Raw genomic sequence first — 17,740 nt, 5'->3', positions numbered from 1 at the left:
TGTAGTTTATATCTGGAAAAGATACCGGATAAGAACTACAGTTTTTTGTGTCTAAGCATTCCGTAAGAAGCTGCAGGTGGCAGAAGCTTGCGGTTTAACGTTTGTCAATCGGAACATATTCTTTGCGTTCACCGATGTTACGATATGCAGGACGCATAATTTTTCCGTTCTGGGAAAGCTCCTCTAAGCGGTGGGCACTCCAGCCGGCAATTCTTGCAATTGCAAAAATTGGTGTATAGAGTTCTAACGGAAGGTCAAGCATATGATAAACAAATCCGCTGAAGAAGTCTACGTTTGGACTTACACCTTTATAGATTTTACGCTCTTTGGCGATGATTTCCGGTGCAAGACGTTCTACTAAAGAGTAGAGTGCAAATTCTTTTTCATATCCCTTTTCCTGGGAAAGCTTTTCCACAAAACCGCGGAAGATGACTGCTCTTGGGTCGGAAAGAGAATATACTGCATGACCCATTCCATAGATAAGACCGGCATGGTCAAAAGCTTTTTTATGAAGAAGTGCAGTAAGATATTTACCTACTTCGTCTTCGTCTGTCCAGTCTTTTACAGTGCGTTTCATATCTTCAAACATCTGAACTACTTTGATATTGGCACCACCATGTTTCGGCCCCTTCAGGGAACCAAGGGATGCTGCAATAACAGAATAAGTATCGGTTCCGGAAGAAGATACCAGATGGGTAGTAAAGGTAGAGTTATTTCCACCACCATGCTCCATATGTAAGATTAATGCGATATCTAAAAGCTTTGCCTCTAATGGGGTATATTTACTGTCTGGCCGCAGAATATGAAGAATTGTTTCTGCAGTAGATAATTCCGGCTGTGGGGTATGAATATAAAGGCTGGCACCATCATGATAATGGCGGTAAGCCTGATAACCATATACAGAAAGCAGTGGGAATAAGCTGATAAGCTGCAAACACTGTCTCAATACATTAGGAAGTGAAATATCATCGGCACGGTCATCATAGGAATAAAGTGTAAGCACACTTCGTGCCAGTGTATTCATCATATCTTTGCTTGGAGCTTTCATAATAATATCACGTACAAAGCTGGTTGGAAGTGTACGGTATTCGGAAAGCAGTCCACAGAAGTTTTTCAACTGTTCTTTGGTTGGAAGCTCACCAAACATCAGAAGATAAGCACATTCCTCAAATCCAAAATGGCTGTCCGGTGCAATTCCTTTTACTAAATCTTTTACATTATAGCCACGGTAATAAAGTTCGCCCTCAGATGGAATGTATTCTCCATTTACCAGCTTGGTAGAGCATACATCAGAAATGTGTGTAAGTCCTACCAGAACACCCTTTCCATTTAAATCACGAAGACCACGGTTAACATTATATTTCGTATATAATTCAGAAGGAATGATGGATGATGCGGAGCATTTATTCGCAAGTTCCATTATTTCCGGTGTGATTTCATAAAAACGTCCTGTCATATTGTTCCTCCTCTTTTAATTATTTTAATATGTTATCATATTTCGGTTGTAGAAAACAAGAAAAAAGCGTAAATTTTAAAGAAAGTTTAAAATTGTTTTCTAAAAAATTTAGAATTATAGGAAGATAGTACTAATGTAAAAATGTTCTCTGATAAAACGTTTTTTGCTGGATAAATTACAGAATATATATTACAATTAAAAAAAATACCGGAGGTACAAAATGGAAAAAGAAGAATTATATCGTTATGTGGATCATACTGCGTTAAAAGCCTTTACCACATGGAAGGACATAGAAAAATTATGTGAAGAAGCAATAAAATACCATACCGCATCGGTTTGTATCCCAAGTTGTTACATCAGCCGGGTAAAAGAAACTTACGGCGATAAAATCAAAATCTGTACCGTAGTAGGATTTCCGTTAGGATATGCGAACACTGAAGGAAAGCTGGCAGAGACAAAGAAAGCATTGGAAGACGGCGCAGACGAAATTGATATGGTAATTAATATCTGCGATGTAAAGAATGGGGCATATCATAAAGTAGAAGAGGAAATCCGTCTTTTAAAAGAGGTAACAGGAGGTAGGATCTTAAAGGTTATTATCGAAACCTGTTATCTTACAAAAGAAGAAAAGATTGCCATGTGCCATGCGGTAACCAATGCCGGAGCAGATTTTATCAAGACATCTACCGGATTTGGAACGGCAGGTGCTACCATGGAAGATGTATTATTAATGAAAGAACACATTGGAGCAGAGGTTAAGATTAAGGCGGCCGGAGGAATCCGTACCAAAGAAGATATGGAAAATTATATTAAGGCAGGCTGTTCACGGCTTGGCACAAGTTCTGCCGTTGATATTCTGGGATAGCAGATATTAAGAGCAATGAAGAATGATAAGATAATGAAAAAAATTTGTAAAACAGAAATAATTTAGAAAAGGTGAGTGTCATGGAGACGGACAAAAGACAATTATTAGAAGCGGCAAAAGAAGCCAAAAAATATTCCTATGCACCGTATTCCAATTTTCATGTAGGTGCAGCCCTTTATTGTAAGGATGGCAGTATCTATACCGGATGTAATATTGAAAATGCAGCCTTTACGCCCACGAACTGTGCGGAGCGAACAGCTGTCTTTAAGGCAGTATCCGAAGGGAAAAAAGAATTTTTAGCTATTGCTGTAGTGGGAGACAGGGAAGAACCGCTTACACCTTGCGGTGTCTGCCGGCAGGTGCTGACAGAATTTGTAGATGGAAGCACATTTGAGGTAATTATGGAAGATGGAGCTGGCGGTATCAAAGTTATGAAATTAGAAGAGCTTTTTCCGGCATCCTTTTCACCGAAAGATCTGCAATCATAAATTGTTCCACAATTTGACAGGAATTTTACATTGAAAAGCAACACATATTAGAGTATAATAACAATTACAAAAAGCAGATAGTTTTATGCCTGGGATGTTCGACACGCCTGTTATTTTGAACCTACATTTACTTTAAACGGGATTCCAATATCTCCAATAGGATGTCAGGCCTCCGTTTGCAGTGGAAGGCAGAGTATTGGTTGAGGTTACCCACCTAGCTTTGCTAGGAGTCAAAATACAGGAAACGGCATTTTGGGTATATTTGCTAAAGATAAGGTATGAATAGACGAAAGAATCTTTGTGTACAAAAGAATCATAAGGTACGGAAGATAAACATATAGTATACCAAAGAAGCATGTTTACAAAAGAACCGAAAATACAAAAGAGAAAAAAGAAGCTGCTGAAAAGCAGCTTCTTTTCTGCAACAGGCAATAAAGGAGTTATTATGCGAAAAGTGAAAAGTAAAAAAAGTAATTATCTGTTGCTGTTTTGTGGAGCACTTCTGGTTCTTATACTGGTGGTTCTGATAACGGATACAAAAGGGGAGAAAAATGGATATTCCGAACAATGTGTTTATCGGAATGAGATTCCCTCCCTGCTGCAGTTTACTTATTATTCCAAGGACGAATGGGCTGAGAAACTGCCGCAACAGGGAACACTTACCTATGATGATGTAAGTGGCATTCTGGAATTGCTTCATTTAAAAGAATATATTCCTTTGGATGATTCGAAAAAAAACATTGACCGGGCAGCCTGGTTTGCTATATATGATGAAATTTTAAGTTATCTTGATACCGATACGTCTGTCTTAAAAAAGGACATTCTTGTATTGAAAAAAGAAAAAAAGCAGCTTACCACACAGGATGGCATTTATGCCATTACATCCAATCTAAAGTGGTATCAGAAGCTTCACAGTTATGGTGTTTATCTGTTAGAGGATAAAGTAATCGGGGTCGCCGCAAAGGATAAAGAAGATGTGGCATTGAAAAATGCCTATCTCATTTCAAATATAGAAGGAAATCTTACATTTCTTTATCAGGGAACAGAATACCAGCTGCCGGTTGATACCGATGAAGAATTATCAAATGTCGTAGCAGATATTTTTTTCAGTGAAAAAGAGATACATAAAATCAGCCGGAAGGAAGATACCATTACCGGAAAGCTGATATCAAAAACAGATACCGCAATGGAGATTAAGGGATATGGACAAGTTGCGATAGATGAAGCCATGAAAATATATGCAACTTATGATGGAATCCGGGAAGTCTCCATGGATGCGCTGATGCTGGAAAATATGGAAATTACATTTGTAGTGGCAGAAAAACAGATCTGCGCCATTCTTTTGACAGAGCCTGCTAAAATAGAAAACATCCGTGTTTTGTTATTAGACAATGATAATATGTTCCGTTCTGATGTATCATTGGTATCGGATGTGCCGGTGCATCTTTATTATGGAGAAACGGAAACTGTATTAGAAGCAGGAAGCGTGATTACAGCATCCTGTTATGCCAATATACTGACAACATCGTCTGTTTCATTAGTCGCAGAGGATGGCACATCGCCATTCTATTTTACTGACAATCAGGGCAATCGCATATCTCCGGCTTATGCAGGCAGCATGGAGCTTCGTATGTATCCGGAAGGATATACCGTGGTAAATGTAGTGGATTTAGAATCCTATGTAAAGGGCGTTATCCCAAGTGAGGTTCCATCTTCTTATGGAATGGAAGCCTTAAAAGCACAGGCTGTCTGTGCCAGAAGCTATGCTTATATCCAGATGATGCACAATAAATATGAAGCTTATGGAGCACATGTAGATGACAGTGTGAATTTTCAGGTGTATAATAAGCAGAATCAGACGCCGGAAACGGTAGCTGCGGTAGATGAGACGAAAGGTCAGGTACTTTCTTATAAAGGTGATATTATAGAGACTTATTATTATTCCACATCCTATGGACATACCGGAGATTACGAAGCCTGGAATCTTGATAAAGATGCTTATGGTTATTTGCAGGGCGTCTGGGTGCGCAGTGAAGAAAATCCCATTGATTTATCGGATGAAAAAAGCTTCTTGGATTATATCAGTAACGTAGACAGTGCCTGCTATGAATCGGATTTGAAATATTTCCGTTGGAATACTGTGCTTGATTTCCAGGGAAAAGATGAGACATTGCTTCATACGATAGCCGATAGAAAAGAGCACCAGCCGGAGGCAATTAGTTATTATAAAGATGCATCTAAGACGGAAACAACAGACAGTTGCAGTAACTTTGGCTCATTGCAGGCAATAAATGTGGTAAAACGCAATCAGAGTGGTGTTATTTTAGAACTGGAACTTGAATTCCAGAATGGTGCAGTCAGCGTACAGTCCGAATATAATATGCGTGCAATTTTGGGCTGTGGTATTACGAATATTAACCTTTTGGATGGAAGCAGTGTGGAAATGAGTATTCTGCCCAGTGCTTATATCAGTATACAGGCAAAAGGGGATGGAACTTATGCAGTCCTTGGCGGTGGTTACGGTCATGGAATCGGCATGAGCCAGAATGGGGCACAAAAGCTTTGCGGGCAGGGCTTTGATTATAAAAGGATATTAAATTATTTTTATCAGGATACAGAATTGACTGAGTTATATCAGCCACAAAATACGACGAAGGAAGAAGGGGGTGCATAAGTTTGCTCTGGAAACTGATTGGAAATGTAAAATCATTTTTAGATAAATGTAAACGGGATAATATCAATGCATTTGCAGCACAGGCGGCATTTTTTATCCTCTTATCCAGCATCCCATTTCTTATGGTATTCAGTTCCCTTTTGCAGTACACGCCGGTAACGGAAGGGATGATTTTACAGATTGTAAATGAAACAATGCCTGAATATATTGCACCGTTCCTGGTAAATATTATCAATGAAGTCTATACCAAATCCTTTGGAATCGTATCGATTGCAGCCATCGCAGCAGTGTGGTCGGCAGCCAAGGGTGTGCAGTATATGGCAAATGGGTTGAATGTGGTAAATGATATTGTGGAGACCAGAAACTGGTTTGTTCTCCGTTTCTGGGCGATTATTTATACCATTGTATTTGTCATTGCTATTGTAATCTCGCTGGTATTACTGGTATTTGGCAAATCATTAGAACATCTTCTGGTGAAGCATATTCCGATAATGACACATATTGTAAGCCTCATATTTGAACGTGGAAGCCTTATTATGATACTGGTGTTAGTCATTCTCTTTGTAGTGATTTTTACATTGATACCAAACCGTAAGGCAACCTTTCGTTCCCAGCTTCCGGGTGCAGTACTTTGTGCCATTGCCTGGTGTGTGTTTTCTGCCGGATTATCTATCTATGTGAATTATTTTAATGGATTTTCCATGTATGGAAGCCTGACTACATTGGTATTAATTATGTTGTGGATGTATTTTTGCATGTATATCCTGATGTTATGTGCGGAATTCAATGTGGTATTCGACGAATATATTGCAGGATTCATACAGCAGAAGAAGGAGCGGAAACGGGATAAAAAATAACTTGAAGTTTTAGAAACACTGTGATATTATAACATTTAGTGAAAAAGTAAAAGGCAATGAAAGTGTTCAGTAGGTTATTGTACTTTTTAAAGAGAGAGGAAATCATCGGCTGAAAGTTTCCTTAAGGTAAGGCAGTAATTGAATTTCGCACGGAAGCTGCACAGGTGAATGTTAGTAGTCTGTGACGTGATACGCGTTAAGTATTTATAAGTGTCTAATGATTTAGAAATCAGGGTGGTACCGCGGAGTAATTTCGTCCCTATGGGAAGAAAATGCTTCGCGTTTTTTTTACGTGAAAAATTCGCAAAGCGTGTTTCTCGTAGTTTATTTATGAATGAAATAAAATGATAGAAGGAGATATTATTATGAAAGAAAAGCTGCAGAAAATCAGGGAAGAGGCAATTCATCAGATTGAATCATCCGGCGAACTTGGCAAACTGAATGATGTCAGAGTTGCATTTCTCGGAAAGAAAGGTGAACTCACCGCAGTATTAAAAGGAATGAAGGATGTTGCACCGGAGGACAGACCTCTGGTAGGACAGCTGGTAAACGAGACCAGGGAAGCTATTGAAAAGAAATTAGATGAGACAAAGCAGAAATTAGAAGCTGCCCAGATGGAACTGAAATTAAAACATGAAGTAATTGATGTTACACTTCCGGCTAAAAAGAACCGTGTCGGCCATCGTCATCCGAATACCATTGCATTGGAAGAAGTAGAGCGTATCTTTACCGGTATGGGCTATGAAGTAGTGGAAGGACCGGAAGTAGAATATGATTATTATAACTTTGAAGCGTTAAATATTCCTGCAAATCATCCTGCAAAAGACGAGCAGGATACGTTCTATATTAATGATAAAATCGTGCTTCGTACCCAGACTTCACCGGTACAGGTCCGTGTCATGGAAAAAGGCAAGCTGCCAATCCGCATGATTGCACCGGGAAGAGTATTCCGTGCAGATGAAGTAGATGCAACCCATTCACCTTCCTTCCATCAGATAGAAGGAATGGTAATTGATAAGAATATTACATTTGCAGATTTAAAGGGAACGCTGCAGGAGTTTGCAGCCCGTCTGTTCGGACCGGAAACCAAAGTAAAATTCCGTCCGCATCACTTCCCATTTACAGAGCCAAGTGCAGAGATGGATGTCACCTGCTTTAAATGTGGCGGTAAAGGATGCCGTTTCTGTAAGGGAGAAGGATGGATTGAAATCTTAGGCTGTGGAATGGTTCATCCGAAGGTGCTTCGTATGAGCGGTATTGATCCGGAAGAATATTCAGGATTTGCATTTGGAGTTGGTCTTGAGCGTATTGCTTTATTGAAATATGAAATTGATGATATGCGTCTCTTGTATGAGAATGATGACCGTTTCTTAAGACAGTTTTAATGAACAGGGAAGTTGAAGGGACATGCTTCCTGTAGTCGGAAAGAAAAGAACACAGTAGAGAGTTGATAGAAGGAGAAACAATATGAATACATCATTAAAATGGATAGAAGCTTTGGTTCCGGGACTTAATGTAGATGCACAGGAATATACCGATGCAATGATTCTGTCCGGTTCAAAAGTAGAATTTTACAAGAAAATGGATGCCGATTTAGAGAAAATCGTCGTTGGACAGATTAAGAAAATCGAGCCGCATCCGGATGCTGATAAGTTAATCATCTGTCAGGTAGATGTGGGAACAGGTGAGGACATCCAGATTGTAACCGGTGCTCCGAATGTAAAAGAAGGAGATAAAGTTCCGGTTGTATTAGATGGCGGACGTGTTGCCGGTGGACATGATGGAAAGATGACAGAAGGCGGCATCAAAATTAAAAAAGGTAAATTAAGAGGAATTGAGTCCAATGGAATGATGTGCTCCATTGAAGAACTTGGTTCTACCCGTGATATGTATCCGGAAGCTCCGGAATATGGTATCTACATCTTCGCAGAGGATGAGGTAAAACCGGGTGATGATGCAATTAAAGCATTAGGCCTTGACGATACTATTGTGGAATATGAGATTACAAATAACCGTGTAGACTGTTTTTCAATCCTTGGAATTGCCAGAGAAGCAGCAGCAACCTTTAAGAAAGAATTTGTACCGCCGGTTGTAACTGAGACCGGAAATGATGAGGATGTCAATGACTATATTAAAGTAAATGTAGTAGACAAAGAATTATGTCCTCGTTATACCGCCCGTGTGGTAAAGAATATTAAGATTGCTCCATCACCAAAGTGGATGCAGCGCAGACTTGCAGCCCAGGGAATCCGTCCAATCAATAACATTGTGGACATTACCAACTATGTTATGGAAGAATACGGACAGCCGATGCATGCATATGACTGGGATACCATCGAGGGAAAAGAGATTGTTGTAAGACGTGCCGGAAAAGGCGAATTATTTACAACTTTGGATGGTCAGGAGCGTACTTTGGATGAAAACGTTCTGATGATTTGTGATGGCAGGAAAGCAATCGGTATTGCAGGTATTATGGGTGGCGAGAATTCCATGATTACAGACAATGTAAAAACCATGCTTTTTGAAGCTGCATGCTTCGATGGAACCAATATCCGCCTTTCCGGTAAGAAAATCGGGCTTCGTACCGATGCGTCTTCCAAATTTGAAAAAGGTCTGGATCCGAACCTTGCTATGGAAGCTATGAATAGAGCCTGCCAGTTAATCGAAGAATTAGGTGCCGGTGAAGTAGTTGGCGGAGCCATTGATATTTACGAGAATAAGAAAGAAGGCAGACGGATTCCTTTTGAACCGGAGAAATACAATAAATTATTAGGAACCAATATTAAGCCGGAAGAAATGCTTTCCTATTTTAAACGTCTGGAATTAGGTTATGATAAAGAAAACAATGAAGTATTAGTTCCATCCTGGAGACAGGACTTAGAGTGTGATGCAGACCTTGCAGAGGAGGTAGCAAGATTCTTTGGTTATGCAAACATTCCAACAACCCTGCCGAGCGGAGAAGCTACTACCGGAATGTTATCCTATAAATTAAGAATCGAAGCAATTGCAAGAGAAATTGCAGAGTTCTGCGGTTTTTCACAGGGCATGAATTATTCCTTCGAAAGCCCGAAGGTATTTGATAAATTATTACTTCCGGAAGATTCACCATTACGCCAGACCGTAACAATTTCCAATCCTTTGGGAGAAGATTTCAGTATTATGCGTACCACATCCTTAAATGGAATGCTGACATCTTTATCAACCAACTACAACAGAAGAAATAAAGATGTACGCCTCTATGAATTAGGCAACATTTATCTGCCAAAGAGTGTACCGGTAACGGAACTTCCGGACGAGAGAATGCAGTTTACCCTTGGTATGTATGGTGAAGGTGATTTCTTTACCATGAAGGGCGTGGTAGAAGAATTCTTCTATAAAGTTGGAATGACGAAGAAAGCTGAATATGATCCGAAGTCCGGAAGACCTTATCTGCATCCGGGCCGTCAGGCAAACATTGTATATGATGGTAAAGTAATTGGTTACTTAGGAGAGGTTCATCCGATTGTAGCTGCTAATTACAATATCAAAGACAGAGTATACGTTGCAGTGATTGATATGCCATCTATTATGGATGAAACAACCTTTGACCGTAAATACAAAGGTATTGCCAAATTCCCGGCAGCAACCCGTGATATCAGTATGGTTGTTCCAAAAGAGATTCTTGCAGGAGATATCGAAAAAGTATTCGACAGCAAGGGCGGCGCTTACTTAGAAAGCTACACACTGTTCGATATTTATGAAGGAGCCCAGATTAAACCGGGTTATAAATCTATTGCTTATTCACTGACCTTCCGTGCAAAGGATAAGAACTTAGAGGAAGCAGATTTAAGCGGAGCAATGAACCGCATTGTAAAAGCATTAGAAGCAATGAAGATTGAACTGAGAGCTTAGAAATAGAGGAAAGAAACATGGATGTAAAAGCTTTTGATTACGATTTACCGGAGGAACTGATTGCACAGGATCCTCTGGAGGATCGTTCCAGTTCCAGACTTATGGTCTTAGATAAGAAAACAGGAGATATTGAACATAAAATATTCCGTGATGTAGTAGATTATCTGCAGCCGGGAGACTGTCTTGTATTAAATAATACCAAGGTAATTCCAGCAAGACTGTTTGGAGTCAAAGAGGGAACGGAAGCCAAAATAGAGATTCTTCTTTTAAAGAGAAAAGAAAATGATATCTGGGAAACACTGGTAAAACCGGGAAAGAAATGTAAGCCTGGTGTTAAGATTTCTTTTGGAGAGGGACTTTTGACCGGAGAAGTCTTAGAGGTCGTAGAAGATGGTAACCGGCTGATTCAGTTTCACTATGATGGAATCTTTGAAGAGATTTTAGACCAGCTTGGTCAGATGCCATTGCCGCCTTATATTACCCATCAGTTAAAGGATAAGAACCGTTATCAGACAGTATATGCCAAATATGATGGTTCTGCCGCTGCCCCAACAGCGGGCCTTCATTTTACACCGGAATTATTACAGCAGATTCGTGATATGGGCATAGATATAGCAGAAGTTACCCTTCATGTGGGACTTGGCACTTTCCGTCCGGTAAAAGTAGATACCATCGAAGAGCACCATATGCATTCGGAATTCTACCGGATTGAACAGTCGGAAGCCGATAAAATCAATCGTGCCAAAGCAAATGGCCACCGGGTAATTGCCGTAGGAACCACCAGTACAAGAACCTTAGAGTCCGCAGCAGAAGAAGATGGCACCTTACGGGAAAAGAGCGGATGGACGGATATCTTTATCTATCCGGGCTATAAGTTTAAAGTTATAGATGCTCTGATTACGAATTTCCACCTGCCACAGTCTACCCTTGTGATGTTGGTGTCTGCTCTTGCAGGCAGGGAACATATTCTGGCTGCCTATAAGAAAGCAGTAGAAGAAAAATACCGTTTCTTTAGTTTTGGGGATGCTATGCTGATAAAATAATTTCTTATTGTCAGAATTCAAAATATAGGATAAAATAATTTTATTAGCTTTAATCTTGATAGAAGGAGAGGACTATGGACGAGAGAAGAAAACATAAACGATTGGATTTAGATGTATCTGTTCAGCTGGAACGTCTGGATCAGGATGATATTACTACTTTAAAATTTATTCATGTGGTAGTTACCGATATTTCACGTTCCGGAATCGGATTTGTTTCTGACCAGAATTTGAAAGTTGGAACCTACTATGATACCAAGATTCAGATTTGGACGAAAGAGGTCATTGATGCGGTACTTGAGATTGTCAGATGTGACCCGAAGGGGGACGGAACCTATAAATATGGCTGTGTATTTGTTGGAATGTCAGATACCGATGCATTAAAAATTGATATTTATCAGATTTTCAATGATGTCTAAAAGATAAACTTAGATATAAAAACTATGTTATAAAAGAAAACCATGGAACTTTTTCCATGGTTTTTGATATTATCAAGCATTTGTAAAGAACTGCCAGTGATAGACACTGTATGTTTTAAACTGGTTTATATTTTAGATGTACAATTTCTGCAAATCTTTGTAGAAATCAGGGTAAGAAACCTCTGCAATTTCAGAATGCTCTAATTCGATACCACCATCAATATTTAACGCAGCAATGGCAAAGCTCATAGCAATCCGGTGGTCAAGTCCTGCATCTATGGCTGCGGTGTGTAAGGTCTTTCCGCCGTGAATAATCATGCCATCATCCGTTGGGGTAACATCACAGCCTAATAACTTTAAGTTTTCTGTTACCGTAAGAATACGGTCGGTTTCCTTTACCTTAAGTTCTGCAGCATCCCGGATAATAGTGATTCCTTCTGCAAAGGCTGCCATAACAGCAATCACAGGGATTTCATCGATTAAAGTCGGGATGAGTTCCCCTTCCACCACGGTACCATGAAGTGAACTGCCTTTTACCAGAAGGTCGCAGACCGGCTCACCGGATGCGGTTCTTGGATTCAGCCGTTCGATGGAGCCGCCCATTGCTTTGGCAACTTTTAAGATGCCGTCCCTTGTGGGATTGACTCCAACATTGCGGATTAAGACTTCGGAACCAGGAGTAAGTAACGCTGCCGCAATAAAATAGGCTGCTGAAGAAATATCTCCAGGAACTTCCACTTTCTGTCCGTTTAAAACAGGATCCGGTGCAATGGATGCAGTTGTTCCTTTAGAGATGACTTTAGCACCGAACGAGCGAAGCATTAGTTCTGTGTGGTTGCGGGAGAGTACCGGTTCCGTTATGCTGGTAATTCCGTCCGCATATAAGCCGGCTAAAAGGATACAGGATTTTACCTGGGCAGATGCAACCTTGGAAGTATAATCAATGGCATGTAATTCATGTCCGGTTATTTTTAAAGGAACACAGTTGTTATACTTTAAACTTTCGATATCTGCCTGCATGAGACGAAGCGGTTCCATGATACGCTTCATGGGACGGGTGCGAAGGGAATCATCCCCATCTAACTGGCTGACAAATGGATTACCGGCTAAGATACCAGAAATCAGTCGGGTAGTAGTTCCGCTGTTCCCCGCGTCTAAGATATGCTGTGGCTCCTTTAGACCGTGTAATCCTTTTCCATGGACAAGTACACGACTTTTTTTACGTTCAATTTCAATGCCCATTTCCTGAAAGCAGGAAATCGTAGAAAGACAGTCGGCACCCTCTAAGAAATTGGTGATTTCGGTTGTGCCGTTGGAAAGCGAACCAAACATAATTGCACGATGGGAAATGGATTTGTCTCCCGGAATATTTATTTCTCCATGTAAGGCATGGGCTTTTTTGATCTGCATAATAAAATCCTTTCTGGATGTATTCTGAAATATTGTCAATATTTTATCTAAATATTATCGTTCATAAACTGTATAATGATATTTGCGAAGCAGTGCAATGGCACAGTTAAGTGCTTCTTCTTCATATAATTCAATACGAAGTACACCGTTTTCAAATTCACGGTTATGGATAATTCCAATATTTTTAATACTGATATTGTTACTGGCAAGAATCGTAGCAATGGTTGCAATTCCACCGGCTTCATCAATCAGATCACAATAACATTCAAAGACTTTACGCAATGGACCGGAAGAAGTAATGGTGATAGAATCCCGGTAATCCTTGGCATGAGAGAAGAAATCATAGATTTCCTTTTCTTTTCTTTCAGCAATCAGACTACGCATGGTATTTAATTCTTCCGTATAGCGGTCAATGAGTGTTAAAATCTGCTCCCGGTTAGAGGCACAGATATGCTGCCACATTACAGGAGAAGAGGATGCAATTCTTGTAATGTCTTTAAATCCGCCTGCTGCAATCGTCTTCATCGTCTCATTTTCATCATCGGTTTCACGAATCAGATTCACAAGACTTGCTGCAATAATATGCGGCAGATGACTGATAGAAGCGGTTGCATAGTCATGGGTTTTCGCATCCATAATCATAGGAACTGAGCCTAAGGATGCAATATAATCCCGGAACGCATGAAGCACTGTGGTATCAGTTTTTGCAGTCGGGGTTAAAATATAATAAGCATTTTCCAATAAATAGGCGGTTGCAGCCTGATAGCCGGTCTTTTCAGAACCTGCCATAGGATGTCCGCCAATAAAAAAGGATTCTAAATCAAGGGCGGTAATACTTTCGTGAATATCCCCCTTGACACTTCCTACATCAGAAAGAATACAGCCCTTTTTCAAAAAGGGCTTTAATTCTTTTATGTATTCAATATTTTTCTGTACCGGACAGCAGAGAAAGATAATATCACAGTCGGAGAAATCTTTCATTGCAAGCAGCGTATCATTGGAAATAGTATGGTCCTCAAAAGCTGCAGTTATGGTAGAAAGATGACCGGATGTGGCAATCAGTTCTGTTTCCGGGTAAATGCGTTTTATGGTCTTAGCCATCGAACCGCCGATAAGACCAAGACCAATAAAACCGATTTTCTTAAAGTCCATGTTACATTAAGCTCCTTCCGCTTAAGGAAATATATGGTTTGATATGTTCCATAACAGAATCGAATTGTTCGAAGTTCAGAGACTGCGGACCATCGGAAAGTGCATGTGCAGGGTCATTATGTACTTCAATCATCAGACCATCGGCACCGCAGGCAATACCGGCTTTAGCAAGCGGCTCAACGAAAGAGCGGACACCGGTTGCATGGCTTGGGTCAACGATGACCGGAAGATGGGTACGTTCCTTTAAGACACATACTGCACTTAAATCCAAAGTGTTTCTGGTGGAAGTCTCAAAGGTACGGATACCACGTTCACATAAAGCAACGTTTGGACTTCCGGAAGAGATAATATATTCTGCTGCATTCAACCATTCATCAATCGTAGCAGACAGACCTCTTTTTAATAAGACAGGAAGACCGGCACGGCCAACTTCTTTTAATAATTCGAAGTTCTGCATATTTCTGGCACCGACCTGAAGCATGCTGACATATTTTACAGCAGATTCTACGGCATGTGCACTGGTTACTTCACAAATGGTTGCAAGACCTGTTTCATCAGAAGCGGTCTTCATATATTTTAAACCTTCTTCCTCAAGACCCTGGAAAGAGTATGGGGAAGTACGAGGTTTGTAAGCACCGCCACGAAGAATAGTTGCCCCTGCCTTCTTGACTGCACGGGCAATGCAAAGAAGCTGTTCTTCTGTTTCAACGGCACAGGGACCAGCCATAATTGTCATGGTATCAGGACCGATTACGGTATCCTTAACCTTGAAGCTGGTTGGCTGTGGGTGGAACTTCTTATTGGCAAGTTTGTAGCTTTCGGTAATCGGAACTACCTTTTCTACTTCAGGGCTGGCTTCAATGCGCTGAATATCTAATTTGGTTTTATCACCGACCACTCCGATAATGGTAACTTCTTCCCCATGCGAAAGATGTGTTTTTAAGCCTTCTTTTTCCACTGCATCTACAATTTTATCTACATCCTGTGGAAGAGCGGATGGTTTCATAACAATAATCATAATTTATAATCCTCACTTAAAAAATGTCACCTGACCGGACTATTATAATATGAGAAGAAACGGAATGCAACCGCATCTCTCCGGTGGTGCATGTATACTATAACGGAATCAGAATATAATGTCAATACTTTAAAGCGTTAAAGTTTAACGTGCGAAAATACAAAATTTCACAATAAAATGATCAAAAATAGTGCAAAATGTTTACTGCACATTTACAATTCATTCATAAATGTTGTGTATAATACATAATATGGTTGAAGAAAATAACTTGATTTAGTAAAATATATACATAAATCTATAGTACAGGAGGAATAACATATGGAAGTATTTACAACGGACAGAATCAGAAACGTCGTGCTTTTAGGACATGGTGGAGCGGGAAAGACCAGTCTGGTGGAAGCAATGGCATATTTATCCGGCATGACAACCCGTATGGGAAAGATTTCTGATGGAAATACTATCAGTGATTTTGATAAAGAAGAAATCAAAAGACAGTTTTCCATCCATACTTCGGTTGTTCCGGTTATCTGGGATAATACCAAGATTAATTTCTTAGATACTCCGGGATATTTCGACTTTGTCGGTGAAGTGGAAGAAGCAGTCAGTGCCGCAGATGCAGCAATTATCGTGGTATCCGGCAAGAACGGAATTGAAGTCGGTACGAAGAAAGCCTGGGACATCTGCGAGAAATACAATCTTCCGAGAATGATATTTGTTACGGAGATGGATATTGATAATGCAAGCTTCCGGCAGGTAGTAGAAGATTTACAGCAGTTATATGGCAAGCGGATTGCACCGTTTCATCTGCCGATTCGTGAAAACGAGAAATTTGTAGGCTATATCAATGTGGTTCGTAAGAGCGCCCAGAGATGGAATGATAAGAGCGAAGTAGTAGAATGTGAGATTCCGGAATACAGCCAGAATAACCTTGGAATCTGTACCGATGCCCTGATGGAAGCGGTAGCAGAAACCAGTGAAGAATTCATGGAGCGGTATTTTAATGGTGATGAATTCTCAGAAAACGAAATACGTCAGGCACTTCGCGTTAATGTGGCAGATGCCAGCATGGTTCCGGTTTCCATGGGTTCCAGCATTCTTGCACAGGGTATGTATACCTTGTTAGATGACATTATAAAATACTTCCCAAGCCCGGATAAACGTTCCTGTACCGGAATCAATGCCAAGAGCAATGAAGTATATTCCGCAGATTATGATTTCTCAAAGCCAAAATCAGCATATATTTTTAAAACAATTGTAGACCCTTTTATTGGAAAATATTCTCTGATAAAAGTAAATTCCGGTGTGTTAAAAACCGATGATTTGCTTTTTAATCATCATCGGGATACAGAAGGCAGGATTGGAAAGCTCTATGTAATGTGCGGCAGCAAACCACAGGAAGTACCGGAGCTTCATGCCGGAGATATCGGAGCATTAGCAAAGCTTTCCGGAGCTATGACAACCGATTCCCTGTCTACAAAAGCCAATCCGATACTCTTTATCCGGACAAGTATTTCAGAGCCATATACCGGCATGAGGTATAAAGCAAAGAATAAAGGTGATGAAGATAAAATTTCCCAGGCACTGCAGAAAATCATGCAGGAAGACTTAACCATTAAGACGGTAAATGACAGTGCTAATCACCAGACACTGATTTATGGTATCGGGGAACAGCAGTTGGAGGTTCTGGTAGAAACCTTAAAAAATAAATATAAAGTAGAGATTGAACTGAGCCGTCCGAAGGTTGCATTCCGTGAAACCATCCGAGGAACCTCAGATGTGGAATATAAATATAAGAAACAGTCTGGTGGACATGGCCAGTATGGACATGTAAAGATGCGTTTTTCACCATCGGGAAATCTTGAGGAAGCTTATGAGTTTTCGCAGGAAGTGGTTGGCGGAGCGGTTCCGAAGAATTTCTTTCCTGCAGTAGAAAAAGGGCTTCAGGAGGGCGTGCAGAAAGGACCTTTGGCGGCATATCCGGTACTTGGTATCAAGGCAGTGCTTTATGACGGTTCCTATCATGCAGTGGATTCTTCGGAAATGGCATTTAAGGTTGCAGCCAGAGAAGCTTTAAAGAAAGGAATCTTAGAAGCAAAACCGGTGCTTTTAGAACCGATTGCCAGCCTTAAGATTACATTACCGGACGTTTATACCGGAGATGTAATGGGAGATTTAAATAAGAAGCGGGCAAGAGTTCTGGGCATGACACCGGATAACAAAGGAACCACCGAGATTTTAGCGGATATTCCTTATGTTGAATTATATGGTTATGGCACAAGACTTCGTTCCATGACGCAGGGAAGCGGAGATTTCTCCTACCAGTTTGCCAGATACGAACAGGCACCGGAGGAAGTCGCAAGGGTACAGATGGAAGAACGGGCATCCAAGCTTGCTTCAGAAGAAGATAAATAGTGTAGTGAGATAAGTGTAATGAGAAAAAATATCTGTTAAGACAAACGGATGAGGAAAG

Annotated in this window: 13 protein-coding genes, 1 other RNA gene and 1 other annotated feature; of the genes, 10 read left to right on the top strand and 4 right to left on the bottom strand. The window is 40.4% G+C overall.

The features are described from left to right. Positions 1-94: 94 nt before the first annotated feature. Positions 95-1,456, bottom strand: coding sequence for a citrate/2-methylcitrate synthase (locus DV740_RS03790; RefSeq protein ID WP_117946990.1), 1,362 nt, complete (start codon positions 1,454-1,456; stop codon positions 95-97). A gap of 220 nt (positions 1,457-1,676) precedes the next feature. Here DV740_RS03790 and deoC point away from each other — a divergent pair, with 220 nt between their 5' ends. The 9 genes from deoC to DV740_RS03745 all read left to right on the top strand — a co-directional run bounded on the left by deoC (position 1,677) and on the right by DV740_RS03745 (position 11,690). Further along, positions 1,677-2,321: a deoxyribose-phosphate aldolase gene (deoC, locus tag DV740_RS03785; RefSeq protein WP_117946989.1), complete on the top strand. Its 645-nt coding sequence runs from the start codon at positions 1,677-1,679 to the stop codon at positions 2,319-2,321. 80 nt (positions 2,322-2,401) lie between these two features. Next, positions 2,402-2,809 carry a cytidine deaminase gene (locus tag DV740_RS03780; RefSeq protein WP_117946988.1) on the top strand — a complete coding sequence of 136 codons (408 nt, stop codon included), beginning with the start codon at positions 2,402-2,404 and terminating at the stop codon, positions 2,807-2,809. Between the two features lie 83 nt (positions 2,810-2,892). Beyond that, positions 2,893-3,072: non-coding RNA, 6S RNA (gene ssrS / locus DV740_RS03775), on the top strand. Between the two features lie 182 nt (positions 3,073-3,254). Continuing rightward, positions 3,255-5,483, top strand: coding sequence for a SpoIID/LytB domain-containing protein (locus DV740_RS03770; RefSeq protein WP_158561502.1), 2,229 nt, complete (start codon positions 3,255-3,257; stop codon positions 5,481-5,483). 2 nt (positions 5,484-5,485) lie between these two features. Continuing rightward, complete coding sequence (locus tag DV740_RS03765) at positions 5,486-6,340, top strand: YihY/virulence factor BrkB family protein (protein WP_022243880.1); 855 nt, start codon at positions 5,486-5,488, stop codon at positions 6,338-6,340. 47 nt (positions 6,341-6,387) lie between these two features. After that, positions 6,388-6,604 (top strand) — a binding site (T-box leader). 101 nt (positions 6,605-6,705) lie between these two features. Beyond that, positions 6,706-7,725, top strand: coding sequence for a phenylalanine--tRNA ligase subunit alpha (pheS, locus tag DV740_RS03760; RefSeq protein ID WP_117698997.1), 1,020 nt, complete (start codon positions 6,706-6,708; stop codon positions 7,723-7,725). 82 nt (positions 7,726-7,807) lie between these two features. Further along, positions 7,808-10,231, top strand: coding sequence for a phenylalanine--tRNA ligase subunit beta (pheT, locus tag DV740_RS03755; protein WP_118087473.1), 2,424 nt, complete (start codon positions 7,808-7,810; stop codon positions 10,229-10,231). A 17-nt stretch (positions 10,232-10,248) separates the two neighbouring features. After that, complete coding sequence (queA, locus tag DV740_RS03750; protein ID WP_117841091.1) at positions 10,249-11,274, top strand: tRNA preQ1(34) S-adenosylmethionine ribosyltransferase-isomerase QueA; 1,026 nt, start codon at positions 10,249-10,251, stop codon at positions 11,272-11,274. A gap of 74 nt (positions 11,275-11,348) precedes the next feature. Then, positions 11,349-11,690, top strand: coding sequence for a PilZ domain-containing protein (locus tag DV740_RS03745; protein ID WP_022243876.1), 342 nt, complete (start codon positions 11,349-11,351; stop codon positions 11,688-11,690). Between the two features lie 132 nt (positions 11,691-11,822). On the opposite strand, the gene aroA is transcribed toward DV740_RS03745, so the two are convergent. Genes aroA through aroF form a run of 3 tightly spaced genes read right to left on the bottom strand, consistent with a single transcriptional unit; the run spans position 11,823 to position 15,270 of the window. Further along, positions 11,823-13,100, bottom strand: a complete 1,278-nt coding sequence (gene aroA, locus DV740_RS03740) for a 3-phosphoshikimate 1-carboxyvinyltransferase (RefSeq protein WP_118087472.1) — start codon at positions 13,098-13,100, stop codon at positions 11,823-11,825. Positions 13,101-13,154: 54 nt separating this feature from the next. Next, positions 13,155-14,252: a prephenate dehydrogenase gene (locus tag DV740_RS03735; RefSeq protein WP_118087471.1), complete on the bottom strand. Its 1,098-nt coding sequence runs from the start codon at positions 14,250-14,252 to the stop codon at positions 13,155-13,157. A 1-nt stretch (position 14,253) separates the two neighbouring features. Next, positions 14,254-15,270: a 3-deoxy-7-phosphoheptulonate synthase gene (gene aroF, locus DV740_RS03730; RefSeq protein WP_022243873.1), complete on the bottom strand. Its 1,017-nt coding sequence runs from the start codon at positions 15,268-15,270 to the stop codon at positions 14,254-14,256. 318 nt (positions 15,271-15,588) lie between these two features. Between aroF and DV740_RS03725 the strand changes: the two genes are divergently transcribed. After that, positions 15,589-17,682, top strand: coding sequence for an elongation factor G (locus tag DV740_RS03725; protein WP_118087470.1), 2,094 nt, complete (start codon positions 15,589-15,591; stop codon positions 17,680-17,682). The last annotated feature ends 58 nt before the right edge of the window (positions 17,683-17,740 follow it).

This window comes from Roseburia sp. AF02-12 (assembly GCF_003461765.1).
Taxonomy (GTDB): Bacteria; Bacillota; Clostridia; order Lachnospirales; family Lachnospiraceae; genus Roseburia_C; species Roseburia_C amylophila.
Note: the sequence above shows the minus strand (reverse complement) of the source record. Positions and strands in the feature narration are given on the sequence as shown.

Bases quoted from the DNA above. Each gene is read 5' to 3' on its own strand.
- pheS (WP_117698997.1), top strand. From the start codon at position 6,706: ATGAAAGAAAAGCTGCAGAAAATCAGGGAAGAGGCAATTCATCAGATT.
- queA (WP_117841091.1), top strand. From the start codon at position 10,249: ATGGATGTAAAAGCTTTTGATTACGATTTACCGGAGGAACTGATTGCA.
- DV740_RS03735 (WP_118087471.1), bottom strand. From the start codon at position 14,252: ATGGACTTTAAGAAAATCGGTTTTATTGGTCTTGGTCTTATCGGCGGT.
- DV740_RS03790 (WP_117946990.1), bottom strand. From the start codon at position 1,456: ATGACAGGACGTTTTTATGAAATCACACCGGAAATAATGGAACTTGCG.
- pheT (WP_118087473.1), top strand. From the start codon at position 7,808: ATGAATACATCATTAAAATGGATAGAAGCTTTGGTTCCGGGACTTAAT.
- aroA (WP_118087472.1), bottom strand. From the start codon at position 13,100: ATGCAGATCAAAAAAGCCCATGCCTTACATGGAGAAATAAATATTCCG.
- DV740_RS03780 (WP_117946988.1), top strand. From the start codon at position 2,402: ATGGAGACGGACAAAAGACAATTATTAGAAGCGGCAAAAGAAGCCAAA.
- deoC (WP_117946989.1), top strand. From the start codon at position 1,677: ATGGAAAAAGAAGAATTATATCGTTATGTGGATCATACTGCGTTAAAA.
- DV740_RS03770 (WP_158561502.1), top strand. From the start codon at position 3,255: ATGCGAAAAGTGAAAAGTAAAAAAAGTAATTATCTGTTGCTGTTTTGT.
- aroF (WP_022243873.1), bottom strand. From the start codon at position 15,270: ATGATTATTGTTATGAAACCATCCGCTCTTCCACAGGATGTAGATAAA.
- DV740_RS03745 (WP_022243876.1), top strand. From the start codon at position 11,349: ATGGACGAGAGAAGAAAACATAAACGATTGGATTTAGATGTATCTGTT.
- DV740_RS03725 (WP_118087470.1), top strand. From the start codon at position 15,589: ATGGAAGTATTTACAACGGACAGAATCAGAAACGTCGTGCTTTTAGGA.